This window comes from Streptomyces malaysiense (assembly GCF_000980885.2).
GTDB lineage: Bacteria > Actinomycetota > Actinomycetes > Streptomycetales > Streptomycetaceae > Streptomyces > Streptomyces malaysiense.
Map to the genome: position 1 here is coordinate 38,096 of NZ_LBDA02000056.1, position 16,852 is coordinate 54,947.

General features: G+C 72.8%; 15 protein-coding genes. 7 read left to right on the forward strand and 8 right to left on the reverse strand.

The window, feature by feature from the left end; all coding sequences use genetic code 11:
• Positions 1-14 precede the first annotated feature (14 nt).
• The 4 genes from VT52_RS23685 to ssgD form a co-directional block, all read right to left on the reverse strand.
• Positions 15-992, reverse strand: coding sequence for an acyl-ACP desaturase (locus VT52_RS23685; RefSeq protein ID WP_046422826.1), 978 nt, complete (start codon positions 990-992; stop codon positions 15-17).
• A 227-nt stretch (positions 993-1,219) separates the two neighbouring features.
• Positions 1,220-1,996, reverse strand: a complete 777-nt coding sequence (ddaH, locus tag VT52_RS23690) for a dimethylargininase (RefSeq protein ID WP_046422828.1) — start codon at positions 1,994-1,996, stop codon at positions 1,220-1,222.
• A 115-nt stretch (positions 1,997-2,111) separates the two neighbouring features.
• Positions 2,112-3,740 carry an ABC-F family ATP-binding cassette domain-containing protein gene (locus VT52_RS23695; protein WP_046422829.1) on the reverse strand — a complete coding sequence of 543 codons (1,629 nt, stop codon included), beginning with the start codon at positions 3,738-3,740 and terminating at the stop codon, positions 2,112-2,114.
• A gap of 506 nt (positions 3,741-4,246) precedes the next feature.
• Positions 4,247-4,660 carry a spore wall synthesis regulator SsgD gene (gene ssgD / locus VT52_RS23700; protein ID WP_046422831.1) on the reverse strand — a complete coding sequence of 138 codons (414 nt, stop codon included), beginning with the start codon at positions 4,658-4,660 and terminating at the stop codon, positions 4,247-4,249.
• Positions 4,661-4,915: 255 nt separating this feature from the next.
• On the opposite strand from ssgD, the gene VT52_RS23705 reads away from it, so the two are divergent.
• The 3 genes from VT52_RS23705 to VT52_RS23715 all read left to right on the forward strand — a co-directional run bounded on the left by VT52_RS23705 (position 4,916) and on the right by VT52_RS23715 (position 7,273).
• Complete coding sequence (locus tag VT52_RS23705) at positions 4,916-5,980, forward strand: WD40/YVTN/BNR-like repeat-containing protein (RefSeq protein WP_079175230.1); 1,065 nt, start codon at positions 4,916-4,918, stop codon at positions 5,978-5,980.
• 73 nt (positions 5,981-6,053) lie between these two features.
• Positions 6,054-6,392, forward strand: a complete 339-nt coding sequence (locus VT52_RS23710; protein WP_046422833.1) for a hypothetical protein — start codon at positions 6,054-6,056, stop codon at positions 6,390-6,392.
• 122 nt (positions 6,393-6,514) lie between these two features.
• The gene (locus tag VT52_RS23715; RefSeq protein ID WP_046422835.1) at positions 6,515-7,273 is read left to right on the forward strand and encodes an endonuclease V; all 759 of its coding nucleotides are present in this window, start codon (positions 6,515-6,517) and stop codon (positions 7,271-7,273) included.
• On the opposite strand, the gene VT52_RS23720 is transcribed toward VT52_RS23715, so the two are convergent.
• Together VT52_RS23720 and VT52_RS23725 are read right to left on the reverse strand one after the other, a co-directional pair.
• Positions 7,237-7,425, reverse strand: a complete 189-nt coding sequence (locus tag VT52_RS23720) for a hypothetical protein (protein WP_046422837.1) — start codon at positions 7,423-7,425, stop codon at positions 7,237-7,239. The genes VT52_RS23715 and VT52_RS23720 overlap by 37 nt on opposite strands.
• A 91-nt stretch (positions 7,426-7,516) precedes the next feature.
• Positions 7,517-8,686 (reverse strand): saccharopine dehydrogenase family protein, encoded by a 1,170-nt coding sequence (locus tag VT52_RS23725; protein WP_046422839.1) that lies wholly within the window; start codon positions 8,684-8,686, stop codon positions 7,517-7,519.
• Positions 8,687-8,905: 219 nt separating this feature from the next.
• Between VT52_RS23725 and VT52_RS23730 the strand changes: the two genes are divergently transcribed.
• Genes VT52_RS23730 through VT52_RS23740 form a run of 3 tightly spaced genes read left to right on the forward strand, consistent with a single transcriptional unit; the run spans position 8,906 to position 13,557 of the window.
• Positions 8,906-10,060 carry a CaiB/BaiF CoA transferase family protein gene (locus VT52_RS23730; RefSeq protein ID WP_046422842.1) on the forward strand — a complete coding sequence of 385 codons (1,155 nt, stop codon included), beginning with the start codon at positions 8,906-8,908 and terminating at the stop codon, positions 10,058-10,060.
• Between the two features lie 60 nt (positions 10,061-10,120).
• The gene (locus VT52_RS23735) at positions 10,121-11,335 is read left to right on the forward strand and encodes an acetyl-CoA C-acetyltransferase (protein WP_046422845.1); all 1,215 of its coding nucleotides are present in this window, start codon (positions 10,121-10,123) and stop codon (positions 11,333-11,335) included.
• 41 nt (positions 11,336-11,376) lie between these two features.
• Positions 11,377-13,557 carry a 3-hydroxyacyl-CoA dehydrogenase NAD-binding domain-containing protein gene (locus tag VT52_RS23740; RefSeq protein WP_046422847.1) on the forward strand — a complete coding sequence of 727 codons (2,181 nt, stop codon included), beginning with the start codon at positions 11,377-11,379 and terminating at the stop codon, positions 13,555-13,557.
• Here the strand turns inward: VT52_RS23740 and VT52_RS23745 are convergent.
• Positions 13,546-14,277 carry a MerR family transcriptional regulator gene (locus VT52_RS23745; RefSeq protein ID WP_046422849.1) on the reverse strand — a complete coding sequence of 244 codons (732 nt, stop codon included), beginning with the start codon at positions 14,275-14,277 and terminating at the stop codon, positions 13,546-13,548. The genes VT52_RS23740 and VT52_RS23745 overlap by 12 nt on opposite strands.
• Positions 14,278-14,530: 253 nt before the next feature.
• Here VT52_RS23745 and VT52_RS23750 point away from each other — a divergent pair, with 253 nt between their 5' ends.
• Positions 14,531-15,994, forward strand: a complete 1,464-nt coding sequence (locus tag VT52_RS23750) for an amino acid permease (RefSeq protein WP_046422851.1) — start codon at positions 14,531-14,533, stop codon at positions 15,992-15,994.
• Here VT52_RS23750 and VT52_RS23755 read toward each other — a convergent pair.
• Complete coding sequence (locus tag VT52_RS23755; protein WP_046422853.1) at positions 15,984-16,724, reverse strand: sirohydrochlorin chelatase; 741 nt, start codon at positions 16,722-16,724, stop codon at positions 15,984-15,986. The genes VT52_RS23750 and VT52_RS23755 overlap by 11 nt on opposite strands.
• Positions 16,725-16,852: the final 128 nt, after the last annotated feature.

A 16,852-nucleotide genomic window follows, 5' to 3' on the forward strand; every position in this document is an offset into this window, starting at 1 on the left:
GGTGACCGCCCCGCTCAGCGGCCGGCGGCCCGCGCCGCCATCCGTGCCTTGCGCGCCGCCAGCTTCTCGTCGAACCGGCCGGCCTCCATGTCCAGGCCGCCCATGTACAGGCCGAGTTCCTCCTGCGCCTGCCGCCCCTCGGGCCCGAGGCCGTCGAGATCCATGACCTTCAGGAAGCGCAGCACCGGCTGGAGCACGTCGTCGTGGTGGATGCGCAGGTTGTAGACCTCGCCGATCGCCATCTGCGCGGCGGCCCGCTCGAAACCGGGAATCCCGTGGCCGGGCATCCGGAAGTTCACGACGACGTCCCGGACCGCTTGCATCGTCAGGTCGGGCGCGAGCTCGAACGCCGCCTTGAGCAGGTTGCGGTAGAACACCATGTGCAGGTTCTCGTCGGTCGCGATCCGGGCGAGCATGCGATCGCACACCGGGTCACCGGACTGATGGCCGGCGTTGCGGTGCGAGATCCGGGTGGCCAGCTCCTGGAAGGCGACATAGGCGATCGAGTGCAGCATCGAGTGCCGGTTGTCGGACTCGAAGCCCTCGCTCATGTGCGCCATCCGGAACTGCTCCAGCTTGTCCGGGTCCACCGCGCGCGAGGCGAGCAGATAGTCCCGCATCACGATGCCGTGCCGGCCCTCCTCGGCCGTCCAGCGGTGCACCCAGGTGCCCCAGGCGCCGTCGCGGCCGAACAGGCTGGCGATCTCGTGGTGGTAGCTGGGCAGGTTGTCCTCGGTCAGCAGGTTGACGACCAGGGCGGTGCGACCGATCTCGGTCACCTTGGACTGGTCCTTCGTCCAGGGCTCCCCGTCCTCGAACAGGCCCGGGAAGTTGCGCCCGTCGCCCCAGGGCACGTACTCGTGCGGCATCCAGTCCTTGGCGACCTTCAGATGCCGGTTCAACTCTCCTTCCACCACTTCCTCCAGCGCGTACAGCAGCCGGGCGTCGGTCCAGACGGACGGGCTGCCGAGATGGGGGGAAGTGATCGTCACGGGAACTCCAGGGGACGCCGAACGGGGGAGAGCACAAACGAGGGGTACCGGCGAGCGGTGCCGGGAAACCTACGTGATCGTAGGCTACGAAACCGTAGGTTACGAAACCGTAGGTTAAGGCCGTCGTAAGAGAGCCCCAGATCAGAGGTGCGCCGGGCCGTCCGGGTGCAGGGCGCGGCCCCGGGACACATCGGCCCCGGGGCCGTCGGGGGGAGGGGCTCACCCGGTCAGGCGTACAGCTCCCGCAGCCGTACGGACAGGCACGTCACCGAGCCCTCCAGCTTCTCGAACTCGCCGATGTCCACCGTGACCACCTCGTAGCCGAGGTCGGTCAGCAGCTCGGCGGTCTTCGGGGCGCTCGCCGCCATCAGCAGCTTGTGCCCGCCGAGCAGCAGCACGTGCGCGCCGGACTCCTCCGGCACCGAGAGGAAGCCGGGGAACAGCGAGGGCCGGTCCACCTTCGGGATGTGCCCGATGACGGTGCCGTCCGGCAGCGCGGTCACGGCCGACTTCAGGTGCAGCACCTTGCTCACCGGTACGGCCACCACCCGGGCACCCAGTGGCTCGAAAGCGGCCCGCACCTGCTGCACCCCGGCCACGTCGGTGCGGCCGCTGCGGCCGACGTAGACCGTGTCGCCGACCTTCAGGACGTCGCCGCCGTCCAGGGTGCCCGGGTCCCAGATCCAGTTGACCGAGCAGCCGAGGCCGGCCACCGCCTCCTCCACACCGGCGGTCTCCGGGCGGCGGGACGCGCTGCCCGGCCGGGTGATCAGCGCGACATTGCGGAACACGACGACGGTGTCCTCCACGAACACCGAGTCCGGGCAGTCGTCGGCCGGCTCGACCTCGAAGGTCTCCCACCCGTGCGCCCGCAGCGCCGCGACGTACGCCTCCCACTGCTCGGTGGCGAGCCCGACATCGACCTTCTGCCGCTCGCCATGGGTCACCAGGCCCTCGGCGAGACGGGGGCTCGGGCGGCGGACGAGAGCCTTCTTGCTGGGCACGACGGGCCTTTCCGGTCGGAGACGCGGTGCCTGCGCGAGGTGCGCGGCGCTGGTCCGCCATCATGCAGCCCGACGTGGCCAGGACAAAACCCTCGTCCCCGGGTCGTCCCCCTCCCTAGCCGACATCCTCCGGCGCGATCTCCCGCAGCTCGCCGTCCGCCATCAGCAGCCAGCGGGTGATGCCGATCGACTCCAGGAACGGCAGGTCGTGGCTGGCCACCAGCAGCGCCCCCTCGTACGACTCCAGGGCCGAGGTGAGCTGCCGCACACTCGCCAGGTCGAGGTTGTTGGTCGGCTCGTCGAGCAGGAGCAGCTGGGGTGCCGGTTCGGCCAGCATCAGCGCGGCCAGCGCGGCCCGGAAGCGCTCGCCGCCGGACAGGGTGCCCGCCCGCTGGTCGGCGCGCGCGCCCCGGAACAGGAAGCGGGCCAGGCGCGCCCGGACCCGGTTGTTGGTGGCGCCCGGCGCGAACCGGGCCACGTTCTGGGCGACGGTCAGCTCGTCGTCCAGCACGTCCAGGCGCTGGGGCAGGAACCGCAGCGGGACGTGGGCGGTGGCGGTGCCCTCCGTCGGCGCCAGTTCCCCGGCGACCGTGCGCAGCAGCGTCGTCTTGCCCGTGCCGTTGCGCCCGACCAGCGCGATCCGCTCCGGGCCGCGCAGATCGAGGATTCCCCCGACCCGCGCCCCGTAGGCCGTCGCCAGGTTCTCCAGGGTGAGTACCTGCCGGCCCGGCGGCACGGCGGTGTACGGCAGGTCGACGCGGATCTCGTCCTCGTCCCGCACCGCGTCCACCGCGTCGTCCAGGCGCTCCCTGGCCTCGGCGAGGCGTTCCTCGTGCATGATGCGGTGCTTCCCCGCCGACTCCTGGGCGGCGCGCTTGCGGGCGCCCATCACGATCTTCGGTTCCCGCTTGGACTCCCACATCTTCTGCCCGTACCGCTTGCGGCGGGCCAACTTGACCTGTGCGTCGGCCAGCTCGCGCTTCTGTCTGCGCACATCGGCCTCGGCGACCCGCACCATCCGTTCGGCCGCCTCCTGCTCGACGGACAGTGCCTCCTCGTAGGCCGAGAAGTTGCCGCCGTACCAGGCGACCTCGCCGGAGCGCAGTTCCGCGATCTGGTCGACCAGGTCCAGCAGTTCACGGTCGTGGCTGACGACGACGAGCACTCCGGACCAGGTGGCGACGGCCTGGTGGAGGCGGCGGCGCGCGTACAGGTCGAGGTTGTTGGTGGGTTCGTCCAGGAGCAGTACGTCCGGGCGGCGCAGCAGCAGCGCCGCGAGCCGCAGCAGCACCGACTCGCCGCCGGACACCTCGCCGACGGTGCGGTCCAGCCCGATGTGGCCCAGGCCGAGTTCGCCGAGGGTGACCAGGGCGCGCTCCTCGACGTCCCAGTCGTCGCCCACCGTCTCGAAGTGCCGTTCGGCCGTGTCGCCCGCCTCGATGGCGTGCAGCGCGGCCCGCCGCTCGGCGATGCCGAGGGCCTGGTCCACGCGGAGCGCGGTGTCCAGGGTGACGTTCTGCGGGAGATAACCGACCTCGCCCATGACCTTGACGGTGCCGTCGGCCGGGGCGAGTTCACCCGCCAGGAGCTTCAACAGGGTTGATTTGCCGGATCCGTTGACGCCGACGAGCCCGGTCCTGCCGGGGCCGAAGGAGAGGTCCAGCCCGTCGAACACGGTGGTGCCGTCGGGCCAGGCGAAGGACAGCGAGGAAAGGCTGACGGAAGAGGAGGACGCGGATGACATAGGGGCCTCGCGGGGGAGTGAGTGCGGTTTCGCGGACGCGTCTGGAGACACCGCGGGGCGGGAACCGATGGATCACCCGGAGGCCGTACAAAAAGAAGAAGGGCCTGTGCCGGAGGACGGCTCGAACGCCGAGGGTCGTACGCCACGCACACCTCACCGGTGCGACGCGATGTCTCCGAACCTCAGACGAGCAACGTCCTTCTCCGATCGACGGCAACAGAACCGAGATGAACGGTAGGAGCACCGCAGACGGGAGTCAAAGCATTTACCGGCGAGGCGTACGCGTACGCGCTCGCGCTCCGGCGGAGCGGTGGGGGCGGCGGGGCACCCGCCCACGCCGTTCGCACCCCGCGTCTCCCCGGCCGGCCGCCATCCGGCCGGACCGCGCTCCGGCCGCCGTCGCCCGGATCGCCGTCGGCGCCGCACCCGCCGCGCGCCCCGCTCGCCGAGGCCGCACCCGTCGAGGCCGCGCTCGCCCCGGTGCGCCGGGCCGCGCGTCCGCGCCGTCAGGCGTCCCGCATCAGTTCGGCCAGGTGGTGGTCCAGGTCCAGCTGGAGGTGTTCGAGCCCGACCGGCACCAGTTCGCCGGCCGCCTCCAGGAAGCGCCGTATCTCGCCCGCGCGCACATGCACGACGGCGGTGCCCTCGGGCGCGTGGAACTCCAGCACGATGCGGTCGTAGCCGTACGGCCGCACCCGTACGTCGCCCTGGCCCTCGGGGGCGTGCAGTCCGGCGGCGAGCAGTTCCCGGGCGAAGGTCCAGCAGACCTCGACGCCTTCCAGGGTGGCCGGGGCCGGGAAGGTCATCCGCACGGCGAACCGGTCGCAGCGGTCGTAGCGCAGCGTGGCGGGAATGCTCTGCATGCGCGGTGCGGCGGCGACGAGGCGGGCTTCTACGGGCTGCTCGATGACGGTGGACAACGCCTTGCTCCCTCGTGACGGCTGGACTGCGGCCTGGTGACTCCCGGCACTGGATGAGACGACGGAACCGGCCGGTACGTGCACCTGGGGGACGAGTGACCTCGGTCACCGCGTTCATGCGCGTGCCGCCGCCCACGGCGCGGCGGTCGGCCCTCTGGACGGCGGCCGGGCGGTGGACTAGCTTCGCCCGCCATGAGGCGCATGGGGAGCACGAGGGGCGAGCGGGACCTGGGGGGCACGCGGGGCGTGCGGCGGATGGGCAGGCTGGCGGCGGCGGGAGTCGCGTGCGGTGCGGCCCTGGCCGCGCTGACCGTCCCGTCGGCCGCAGCGCTCGGCAGGCACCAGGGTGTGCACTGGGCGGCGAAGGACCCCGGCACCCCGCAGGTCCGCTTCCGGGGCCTGGCCGCCGTCGACCGGCACACCGCCTGGCTGGCCGGCACCGGCGGCACCGTGCTGCTCACCCGGGACGGCGGCACCTCCTGGCGCGACGTCTCCCCGTCCGGCGCGGCCGGCCTGGAGTTCCGGGACGTCGAGGCGTTCGACGCGCGGCACGCGGTGGTCCTGGCCATCGGCGAGGGCGAGGCGTCCCGGGTGTACCGCACCGACGACGGCGGGGCGAGCTGGACGGAGTCCTTCCGCAACACCGACCCGGACGCGTTCTACGACTGCATGGCCTTCTTCGACCGCCGCCACGGCCTCGCGGTGGCCGACCCCGTGGACGGGAGGTTCCGCGTCCTTTCCACGAGTGACGGCGGCCGTTCCTGGCGGGTGCTGCCCCCGGCCGGGATGCCGCCCGCCCTCGACGGCGAGGCGGGCTTCGCGGCGAGCGGGCAGTGCCTGGTCGCCTCCGGGCCCGAGGACGTCTGGCTGGCCACCGGCGGCGGCGCCCGCGCGCGGGTCCTGCACTCCGCCGACCGCGGGCTGACCTGGACCGCGACCGACACCCCGGTCCCGGCCGGCGACCCGGCCCGCGGGGTCTTCGCGCTCGCCTTCCGCGACCGCGCCCACGGTCTCGCCGTCGGCGGCGACTACCGCGCCGGCCTGCCCTCGCCGGAGGCCGCGGCCGTCACCCGGGACGGCGGCCGCACCTGGCAGCCCGCCGCCACCCCGCCGCCCGCCTACCGCTCCGGCGCGGCCTGGCTCCCGCACAGCAGCGACTCGGCGCTCGCCGTCGGTCCCACCGGCACCGATCTGACCACGGACGGCGGCCGCACCTGGCGCACGATCGACACCGGCTCGTACGACACCGTCTCCTGCACCCCCGACCTCGGCTGCTGGGCGGCCGGCGAGCGGGGCAGGGTGGCCCGGCTGGAACGGTGAGGTAGGCGCGCCGGGAGCCGGGTACTCGCGCCCCGAAGGCGTCGGACCAGCCTTCGCGGTGAAAGGAGCGATCATGCCCGCCGGTTCCAGCCCCAAGCGCGAACGACAGTACGAGCACATCAAGGAGAGCGCGCGGGACCGGGGCGCGAGCGAGGGACGCGCGAAGGAGATCGCCGCGCGGACCGTCAACAAGGAGCGCGCCCGGTCCGGCGAGTCCAGGACCGCGAGCCGCGCCTCGACCCAGGACATGTCGTCCGGCAGGCGCGGCGGCCTGCGGTCGGGCAACCGGTCGGGGCCCCAGGGTCCGACCCGCGACCAGCTGTACAACGAGGCGAGGCAGCGGGGCATCGAGGGACGTTCGCACATGAACAAGGACGAGCTGCGGCGCGCGCTGGACGACAGGAAGGGCTGACGGGCCGCGCCGCGGTCGCGATCCCGATCCCGCCGGTACCGGGACGGCTCCGGTACGAGCATGATCGCGAGCCTGACCCCGGGAGCCGGGGCGGCCGGGCCGGGCACGTACAGTCGGCCCTCATGACGACCGTAGGCGTACCGGCGGGCTGGCCCACCACCGAGGAGGAGGCCCGCGCGGTCCAGGACGAACTGCGCGGCCGGGTGGTGCTCGACGAGCCCGGACCGCCGCCGGGCACCGGCCGGGTCACCGGGGTCGACGTGGCCTACGACGACGAGCGGGACCTGGTCGCCGCCGCGGCCGTCGTCCTGGACGCCGCCTCCCTGGAGGTCGTCGCCGAGTCGACCGCGGTCGGCCGGGTGTCGTTCCCGTACGTCCCGGGCCTGCTCGCCTTCCGCGAGCTGCCCGCGGTCCTGGCCGCGCTCGAATCCCTGCCGTGTCCGCCCGGCCTGGTCGTGTGCGACGGCTACGGCCTCGCCCACCCCCGCCGCTTCGGCCTGGCGAGCCACCTGGGCGTTCTCACCGGCCTGCCCGCCATCGGCGTCGCCAAGAACCCCTTCACCTTCACCTACGACGAGCCCGCGCCCGCCCGCGGCAGCTCCGCACCGCTGCTCGCCGGAGCCGAGGAGGTCGGCCGCGCCCTTCGCACGCGCGACGCCGTCAAACCCGTCTTCGTCTCCGTCGGCCACCGGGTGTCCCTGGCCAACGCCCTCGCCCACACGCTGGCGCTCGCCCCCGCCTACCGCCTCCCGGAGACCACCCGCCGCGCGGACGGCCTCTGCCGCAGGGCGCTCAAGGAGGCGGCGGCGGAAGAGGCGAGGGAGGGGGCGGCGGACGGGCCGGCTCAGTCGGCGACGAGCCGCCAGGCCCCGACCTCCTGATATCCGGAGTCGTGGAGGGGCGAGCCGTCGCCCGGCTCCAGCGCGTAGTGGTGCAGATTGCCGCCCCAGTAGCGCAGGATCCGGCCCAGCTCGGCGGCCCGCTCCTGCGCGGACGCGTTCTCGTCCACGGTCACTTCGAGCACGAACTTCACGGTTTTTGCGCCTCCTCAGGGCATCGTCCGGCCTGAACGCCCATCGTCGCACCGGGCCCGCGCGAGGCGGGCGCGCACCGGACGATCCCGGTCACCGCTCGGCCGCCACCCGGAAGGTGATCCCGGCCGTTCGCAGCCGCTCCGTCAGGGCGTCGCCCATCGCCTGGGCCGTCGTCACCTGGCCGGATGTCTTCGGGAGATCGTCGAGGGCCAGGCAGAGCGCGGCCTCGGCGAACATCTTGGCGGTCTCGTCGTACCCGGGGTCGCCGCCCGCGACCTCCGTGTAGACGCGCCGGCCGCCGCCCTCGCCGACGAAACGGACCCTGAACCAGCTCCTGGCCCGCTTCTCCGCGCTGGGCCCCTCGCCGGGACCGAGCCGGTCGGACATCCAGTGGCGCACGGCCGGCAGCTGGGCGGCGGCCGCCGCGGCGGTGACCGCCGCGGCCCCGCCGAGCGCGACCGGCAGATGACGGACCGCCGCGAAGTGCCGGTAACGGAAGTCGGGTCCGTACCGGTCGAGGGCCCGCGCCGAACGGCTCACGATCCGCGGGTCGATGGTGGGCAGCGGCAGCGCCCACGCGCCGACCTCGCGGGCGAACCGCGGCGCCCCGGTCGGCGCGCCGACCCGGCGCCCGTGCAGTCGCGGCTCGTGCCGGGCCCGGTCGCGGGCGGCAGCCAGCATCGCGCGCCCACGGGCGAGCTGGCCGAGCGCCGAGGCCAGGGTGCCGCCGGAGAACGCCGCGTCGACCGTCACATAGCCGTCCACCCGCAGCGGCACACCCTCCGGCAGCCGCCGCACCGTGAAGTACACGCCCAGGTCGTGCGGAACGGAGTCGAACCCGCACGCGTGCACCAGGCGCGCGCCGGTCTCCCGGGCGCGGGCGTCGTGCCGTACGTACATCAGGTCCACGAACTCCGGCTCGCCGGTGAGGTCCAGATAGTCCGTCCCGGCGTCCGCGCAGGCCGCGACCAGTTGCTCGCCGTGGTGGAGGTACGGCCCCACGGTCGTGGCCACCACCCGGGCCCGCTCGGCGAGGTCGCGCAGCCCGGCCGGCCGGGACGTGTCGGCGCGCAGCACGCCGATGTCCGCGGCCGCGGGCAGCCGGTCCCGCAGCCGCCGCAGCTTCACCTCGTCGCGCCCGGCGATCGCCCAGCGCAGGCCCTTCGGCGCGTGCGCCGCCAGGTACTGCGCCGTCAGGGCGCCGACGAACCCCGTCGCCCCGTAGAGCACCACGTCGTAGGGACGATCCAGCCCGTTCATGACCCACCTCGCCTGCTCATGACACCCCTCGGTCGCGCAGCCCGCGCCGCTGTCGGTGGCCGAGGCTAGCGTGAGGAGAGCGTGCCGGAGGCGGCCGGGTGATTTTCAGCCGGATGGGCACTTGGCTAAGCGCTTGCTCGTTCAGGTCTTGTGCCAGATGGAACGCGTTCATAGCATCACCGGTGTTACATCAGTTGTGTCACACGCTTGGGGGTCGGCATGAGCACGGCGGCACCAGCGGAGCGGGGACCGCTCGGCGGCGTGCGCGTGGTGGAGCTGGCCGGCATCGGGCCGGGCCCGTTCGCCGCCATGCTGCTCGCCGACCTCGGCGCCGACGTGGTCCGGGTGGACCGCCCCGGCGGCCCCGGCCTCGGCATCGACCCCGCCCACGACATCACCAACCGCAACAAGCGCTCGATCGTGGTCGACCTCAAGTCCCCGGACGGCGCCGCCCGCGTCCTGGACCTCGCCGAGCGCGCCGACGTCCTCGTCGAGGGCTACCGGCCGGGCGTCGCCGAGCGGCTCGGCGTCGGCCCCGCCGACTGCCACGCCCGCAACCCCCGTCTGGTCTACGGCCGGATGACCGGCTGGGGCCAGGACGGCCCCCTCGCCGATCGCGCGGGCCACGACGTGTCCTACATCGCGCTCACCGGCGCCCTCGGCATGATCGGCCACCCCGGCAGCCCCCCGGCCGTGCCCGCCAACCTCCTCGGGGACTACGCGGGCGGCTCGCTCTACCTGGTCGTCGGCGTCCTCGCCGCCCTGCACCACGCGCGTGCCACCGGCACCGGCCAGGTCGTGGACGCCGCCATCGTGGACGGCACCGCCCATCTGTCCGCGATGATCCACGGCATGCTGTCCGCCGGCGCCTGGCAGGACCGGCGGGGCACCAACCTCCTGGACGGCGGCTGCCCCTGCTACGGCACCTACGAGACCGCCGACGGCGGATACATGGCGGTCGGCGCCCTGGAGGAGCGGTTCTCGGCCGAGTTCCTGCGCCTGCTCGGCCTGGACGACCTCCAGGGCGCCCGCGCCGACCTCACCCGGTGGCCGGAACTGCGCGCGGCGATCGCGGCGCGCTTCCGGGAGCGCGGCCGCGAGGAGTGGACCGCCCTGTTCGCGGACTCCGACGCCTGCGTGGCCCCCGTGCTGTCGCTGCGCGAGGCCCCGCACCACCCGCACCTGGCCGCCCGCGGCACCTTCACCGACCACGGCGGCATCACCCAGCCCGCCCCCGCACCCCGTTTCTCCGCCACCCCCACCGCCGTCCGCACCGGACCCGCGCTGCCCGGCGCCGACACCGAGGCCGTGGCCCGGGACTGGGACATACCCGCGCTCACCGGCGACGCCCGGCCGACCCCGGCCGCCGACTGAGCCCCCGACCCATCCGCCGCGGGCCGAACCGCCCGGCCGACCCTCCCGAAAGGCATCCCAGTGAGCACCGAAGCGTACGTGTACGACGCGATCCGCACCCCGCGCGGCCGCGGCAAGGCGAACGGCGCCCTGCACGGCACCAAGCCCATCGACCTGGTCGTCGGCCTCATCCACGAGATCCGGGACCGCTTCCCGGGCCTCGACCCTGCCGCCATCGACGACATCGTGCTCGGCGTCGTCGGCCCCGTCGGCGACCAGGGCTCGGACATCGCCCGCATCGCCGCGATCGCCGCCGGGCTGCCGGACACCGTCGCGGGCGTGCAGGAGAACCGCTTCTGCGCCTCGGGCCTCGAAGCCGTCAACCTGGCCGCGGCCAAGGTCCGCTCCGGCTGGGAGGACATGGTCCTCGCGGGCGGCGTGGAGTCGATGTCCCGGGTCCCGATGGCCTCCGACGGCGGCGCCTGGTTCAACGACCCGATGACCAACCTCGACGTCAACTTCGTGCCGCAGGGCATCGGCGCCGACCTCATCGCCACCATCGGCGGCTTCACCCGCCGGGACGTGGACGAGTTCGCGGCGCTGTCCCAGGAGCGCGCCGTCAACGCCTGGAAGGAGGGTCGCTTCGCCCGCTCCGTGGTCCCGGTCAAGGACCGCGCGGGGCTGGTCGTCCTCGACCGCGACGAGCACCCGCGCCCCGGCACCACCGCGGACACCCTGGCCAAGCTCAAGCCGTCCTTCGCCGACATCGGCGAACTCGGCGGGTTCGACGCCGTGGCGCTCCAGAAGTACCACTGGGTGGAGAAGATCGACCACGTCCACCACGCGGGCAACTCCTCCGGCATCGTGGACGGCGCCTCGCTCGTCGCGATCGGCTCCAAGGAGGTCGGCGAGCGCTACGGCCTCACCCCGCGCGCGCGGATCGTCTCGGCCGCCGTCTCCGGCTCCGAGCCCACCATCATGCTCACCGGCCCCGCGCCCGCCACCCGCAAGGCCCTCGCCAAGGCCGGCCTCACCATCGACGACATCGACCTGGTCGAGATCAACGAGGCGTTCGCCGCCGTCGTGCTGCGCTTCGTCCAGGAGATGGGCCTGTCGCTGGACAAGGTCAACGTCAACGGCGGCGCCATCGCCCTCGGCCACCCGCTCGGCGCCACCGGTGCCATGATCCTCGGCACCCTCATCGACGAACTGGAGCGCCAGGACAAGCGCTACGGCCTCGCCACCCTGTGCGTGGGCGGCGGCATGGGCATCGCCACCATCATCGAGCGCATCTGAACTCCCAGCGGAACCAAGCGACTTCAACGGAGACGACTGTCATGACCGAGAGCACCACCATCCGCTGGGAGCAGGACGACACCGGTGTCGTCACCCTGGTCCTGGACGACCCCGACCAGTCCGCGAACACGATGAACCAGGCCTTCAAGGCGTCCATCGAGGCGATCGCGGACCGCGCCGTGGCCGAGAAGGACTCCATCCGGGGCATCATCTACACCTCCGCCAAGAAGACCTTCTTCGCGGGCGGTGACCTCAAGGAGATGATCCAGGCCGGCCCCGGTGACGCCCAGGCCGTCTTCGACACCGCGACCGCGATCAAGAACGCGCTGCGCCGCATCGAGACCCTCGGCAAGCCTGTCGTCGCCGCCATCAACGGCGCCGCCCTGGGCGGCGGTTACGAGATCGCGCTCGCCTCCCACCACCGCATCGCCCTGGACGCCCCCGGCTCCAAGATCGGTCTTCCCGAGGTCACCCTCGGCCTGCTGCCCGCGGGCGGCGGTGTCACCCGTACGGTGCGCCTGATGGGCATCACCGACGCGCTGCTCAAGCTGCTGCTCCAGGGCACCCAGTACAACCCGCGGCGCGCCCTGGAGAACGGGCTGGTCCACGAGGTGGCCGAGACGCCGGAGGAGATGCTGGCCAAGGCCCGCGCCTTCATCGACGAGCACCCCGAGTCCCAGCAGCCCTGGGACGTCCCGGGCTACCGGATCCCGGGCGGCACCCCGGCCAACCCGAAGTTCGCCGCCAACCTGCCCGCCTTCCCGGCCAGCCTGCGCAAGCAGACGAACGGCGCGCCCTACCCGGCGCCGCGCAACATCATGGCCGCGGCGGTCGAGGGCTCCCAGGTCGACTTCGAGAACGCCAGCACCATCGAGACCCGCTACTTCACCGAGCTGGTCACCGGGCAGACCGCGAAGAACATGATCCAGGCGTTCTTCTTCGACATCCAGGCGGTCAACTCCGGTGCCAACCGCCCCAAGGGCGTCGAGCCCCGGGAGGTCCGCAAGGTGGCCGTGCTCGGCGCGGGCATGATGGGCGCGGGCATCGCCTACTCGTGCGCCCGTGCGGGCATCGAGGTCGTCCTCAAGGACGTCTCGCTGGAGGCCGCGCTCAAGGGCAAGGGCTACTCCGAGAAGCTGTGCGCCAAGGCCGTCTCCCGGGGCCGCACCACGCAGGAGAAGGCGGACGCGCTGCTCGCCCGGATCACGCCCACCGGGGACGCCGCCGACGTCGCCGGCTGCGACGCGGTGATCGAGGCCGTCTTCGAGGACACCGCGCTCAAGCACAAGGTCTTCCAGGAGATCGAGTCCGTGGTCGCGCCCGACGCGCTGCTGTGCTCCAACACCTCCACCCTGCCCATCACCGGCCTCGCCGAGGGCGTCGAGCGCCAGGGCGACTTCATCGGCCTGCACTTCTTCTCGCCGGTCGACAAGATGCCGCTGGTCGAGATCATCAAGGGCGAGCGCACCGGCGACGAGGCCCTCGCCCGCGCCTTCGACCTGGTCCGGCAGATCAACAAGACGCCGATCGTCGTCAACGACTCGCGCGGCTTCTTCACCTCCCGGGTGATCGGCCAGTTCATCAACGAGGGCGTCGCCATGGTCGGCGAGGGCATCGAGCCCGCCTCCATCGAGCAGGCCGCCGCCCAGGCCGGCTACCCGGCCAAGGTGCTCTCCCTGATGGACGAGCTGACCCTCACCCTCCCCCGGAAGATCCGCAACGAGACGAAGCGGGCGGTCGAGGAGGCCGGCGGCACCTGGACGGCGCACCCGGCCGACAGCGTCATCGACCGCATGGTCGACGAGTTCGGGCGCCCCGGCCGCAGCGGCGGCGCAGGCTTCTACGACTACGCGCAGGACGGCAAGCGCGCCGGGCTCTGGCCGGGCCTGCGCGAGCACTTCACCAAGGCCGGGCACGAGATCCCGTTCGAGGACATGCGGGAGCGGATGCTCTTCTCCGAGGCGCTGGACACCGTGCGCCTGGTGGAGGAGGGCGTGCTGACCTCCGTCGCCGACGCCAACGTCGGCTCCATCCTGGGCATCGGCTTCCCGGCGTGGACCGGCGGTGTGCTCCAGTACATCAACGGTTACGAGGGCGGCCTGCCCGGCTTCGTGGCCCGCGCCCGGGAACTCGCCGAGGCCTACGGCGAGCGGTTCGAGCCGCCGGCGCTGCTGGTGGAGAAGGCGGACCGGGGCGAGCGCTTCACGGACTCAGCCGCCTGACGGCCCCTCGCCGCTGAGCAGCTCGCTCAGCTCTTCGCGCAGCGAACGCTGGAAGGTGGTCAGCAGCGCCTGCACCACCAGCGGGTGGATGTGCGCGGACAGGTCCCGCACGTCGCGGGTGTCCCGCTCGGCCACCTCGCCGCGGAAGAGCCGGGCGAGCTCACGGGCCGCGGCGCGCGAGTGCTCCATGAGCACCTCGCGCGCCGCGAGGATCGTGCCCCGCGACAACGGCACGTCCAGCAGTTCGAGCCCGAGCCGCAGCAGGCCGGTGTCGACCCGGAAGCGGTCCTCCCCGCCGGCGCCGGTCTCGGCGTCCGCGATCAGCACCCCGGCCGCCGTGAGCCGTTCCAACTCCTCGTCGGCCAGCACCCGTCCCGCGCGCCGCTCCAGCTCGGCGCGCGGGAGCGTCTCCACGGAGTCCGGCGCCCAGGAGGCGACCACGGCGCGGTGGATGGCCAGGTCGTGGGCGGACAGATCGGACGGCAGCTGAGCCAGGTACCGCTCGATCGCCGCGAGTGTCATCCCCTGGCGCTGCAACTCCTCGATCAGCGCCAGCCGGGCCAGGTGCTCCGCCCCGTACCGACCCACCCGCCGCGGCCCGATCGCCGGTGGCGGCAGCAGCCCCTTGCTCCCGTAGAAGCGCACGGTCCGCACCGTCACCCCCGCCCGTGCGGCCAGTTCGTCGACGGTCAGGCTCATCTCCCCGGCATCGGTCGTCATGTGCAGCAGTATCGCTGTCACACCACTACTGTGAAACCCGTCGTGTCGTCGTGTACACGCCGTGATGGACATCATGTGGACGCTGGGAAGATCGTGTGAGAAGTAACGCTGTGTGACGTAGGCCACCGCGTAATGCGCGATGCGTCTGGGAAGCTGCTGGCTTGGTCTGTGCCGCGACTCATCGGGTGGTGCGGGCCAAGCCCTGCACGACCCCCGGGCTCAGGTCCGGGCGCACCAGGAAGTGGTACCACCCGTGAGCAAGCAAGCCGTGGAATCGGCACAGGCCGCCCCTGCACAGGCGGCGCAGACGCCCGCCGACGCGGGCGACGCCGGTTACAGCAAGGACCTCAAGGCCCGCCACGTCAACATGATCGCCATCGGCGGCGCCATCGGAACCGGCTTGTTCCTCGGCGCCGGCGGACGCCTGCACGACGCGGGCCCCGCGCTCGCCCTGGCCTACCTGGTCTGCGGCATCTTCGCGTTCTTCGTCGTGCGCGCCCTGGGCGAGCTGGTCCTGTACCGGCCCTCGTCCGGGTCCTTCGTCTCGTACGCGCGTGAGTTCCTCGGCGAGAAGGGCGCCTACGTCGCCGGCTGGATGTACTTCCTGAACTGGTCGACCACCGGTATCGCCGACATCACCGCGATCGCGCTCTACACGCACTACTGGAGCTTCTTCACGCCCATCCCGCAGTGGGTGCTGGCGCTGATCGCGCTCGCCGTGGTGCTCGCCGTGAACCTGATCTCGGTGAAGATCTTCGGCGAGATGGAGTTCTGGTTCGCGATCATCAAGGTCGCCACGCTGGTGGCCTTCATGTTCGTCGGCATCTTCCTGCTGGCCACCCAGCACCACGTCGACGGCTACACGCCGGGCATGAAGCTCATCAGCGACCACGGCGGCGTCTTCCCGCACGGCATGATGCCGGTCGTCCTCGTGATGCAGGGCGTCATCTTCGCCTACGCGGCCCTGGAGCTGGTCGGCGTCGCCGCCGGCGAGACCGAGCAGCCGGAGAAGATCGTCCCGCGCGCGGTGAACTCGATCATGTGGCGAGTGGGCCTGTTCTACGTCGGCTCGGTCGTCCTGCTCGCGCTGCTGCTGCCCGGCTCGGTGTACACCGCCGACCAGAGCCCCTTCGTGACGGTCCTGTCCAAGATCGGCATCCCCGCGGCCGGCGACGTGATGAACCTCGTGGTCCTCACCGCCGCCATGTCCTCGCTGAACTCCGGCCTCTACTCCACCGGCCGCATCCTGCGCTCCATGGCGATGTCGGGCTCCGCGCCCAAGTTCACCCGGGTGATGAGCCGCAGCCAGGTGCCCTACGGCGGCATCCTGCTGACCTGCGGCATCTGCGTCCTCGGCGTCGGCCTGAACTACCTCGTGCCCAGCCAGGCATTCGAGATCGTGCTGAACGTCGCCTCGCTGGGGATCATCAGCACCTGGGTGATCATCATGATCTGCCACATGATCTTCGTCCGCCGCGCCCGCGCGGGCCTGGTGACCCGGCCGCACTTCCAGCTGAAGTTCTCCCCGGTCACCGAGATCGCCACGATCGCCTTCCTGCTGGTCTGCCTCGGCATGATGTGGGACGACCACGAGGTCGGCCGCAAGACCCTGCTGCTCATCCCGGTGATCGCCGTCATGCTCGTCGCGGGCTGGTTCGGCGTCCGGCGCCGGGTGAACGCCGGCGGCGACCGGGAGCTGTCCGAGCTCACGAAGTAGCGGTTCGGCGCGGTGCGCGAGGCCACGACGGCACGGCTGCCGCGGCCTCGCGCACCGCGTCGTCGTATCGGCGCAGCACGAGCCGGGCGACCGACTCGTGCGCGCCGAGCGGCGGCGCGGTGACACAGCCGCCCGCCGCGGCGGCCCGGCCGCCGAAGAAGCCGGGCGCCATCAGGTAGCGGGCCACCGCGACCCTGCCGTGGCCGCGCCGCCGCAGTCCGGCCACCGCCTCGGCGGGGGTGGGCGAGCCGGCACACAGATACGACGGCACCACGGGGGTGCAGAGCCGCCGCGCCAGCAGCCGGGCCATCCGCACGGTGTCCGCGTCGGCACCCGGATCCGTCGATCCCGCCGCCGCCAGCACCACGGCGTTCCCCGGTGCCCAGCCCGCTTCCGCCAGCCGGTCGCACAGGGCGTCGGCGAGCAGTGGGTGCGGGCCGAGGGCGCGGGCCACCCGGGCCGTCACCCCCGGCGCGGCCGCGACCACGGCGGGGATGTCGACGCGCACGTGGTAGCCGGTGCCGAGCAGCAGGGGAACCAGGACCGCGGGGGCGTCGAGCCCCGCCAGCACCTCGGCGAGCGGCGGACGCACCAGGTCGAGCCACCCCGTCTCCACGCGCAGCCCCGGCCGCGACCGCCGTACGACGTCGACGAGCCGACCGATCGTCTCCTCGTGCTCCGGGCCTCTGCTGCCATGGCCGACGGCGACCAGGACCGGGCTGTCGCTCATGGGCCTTCTCCTTTCGCTCGTCCGCCGCTCGCGTGTGACGCGGGCGGTTCCGTCGTGCCGGACGCACGCCGACCGGCTGGTGTCCCGGCCGGTTTCGCCGCGTGTTCGGGGCGGCGCCCGGTCGGCGC

What these genes read in the sequence shown, in the direction of transcription:
- VT52_RS23695 (WP_046422829.1), bottom strand. Translation starts at nt 3,740, where the DNA reads ATGTCATCCGCGTCCTCCTCTTCCGTCAGCCTTTCCTCGCTGTCCTTC.
- VT52_RS23705 (WP_079175230.1), top strand. Translation starts at nt 4,916, where the DNA reads ATGGGCAGGCTGGCGGCGGCGGGAGTCGCGTGCGGTGCGGCCCTGGCC.
- VT52_RS23710 (WP_046422833.1), top strand. Translation starts at nt 6,054, where the DNA reads ATGCCCGCCGGTTCCAGCCCCAAGCGCGAACGACAGTACGAGCACATC.
- VT52_RS23715 (WP_046422835.1), top strand. Translation starts at nt 6,515, where the DNA reads ATGACGACCGTAGGCGTACCGGCGGGCTGGCCCACCACCGAGGAGGAG.
- VT52_RS23725 (WP_046422839.1), bottom strand. Translation starts at nt 8,686, where the DNA reads ATGAACGGGCTGGATCGTCCCTACGACGTGGTGCTCTACGGGGCGACG.
- VT52_RS23730 (WP_046422842.1), top strand. Translation starts at nt 8,906, where the DNA reads ATGAGCACGGCGGCACCAGCGGAGCGGGGACCGCTCGGCGGCGTGCGC.
- VT52_RS23740 (WP_046422847.1), top strand. Translation starts at nt 11,377, where the DNA reads ATGACCGAGAGCACCACCATCCGCTGGGAGCAGGACGACACCGGTGTC.
- VT52_RS23745 (WP_046422849.1), bottom strand. Translation starts at nt 14,277, where the DNA reads ATGACGACCGATGCCGGGGAGATGAGCCTGACCGTCGACGAACTGGCC.
- VT52_RS23755 (WP_046422853.1), bottom strand. Translation starts at nt 16,724, where the DNA reads ATGAGCGACAGCCCGGTCCTGGTCGCCGTCGGCCATGGCAGCAGAGGC.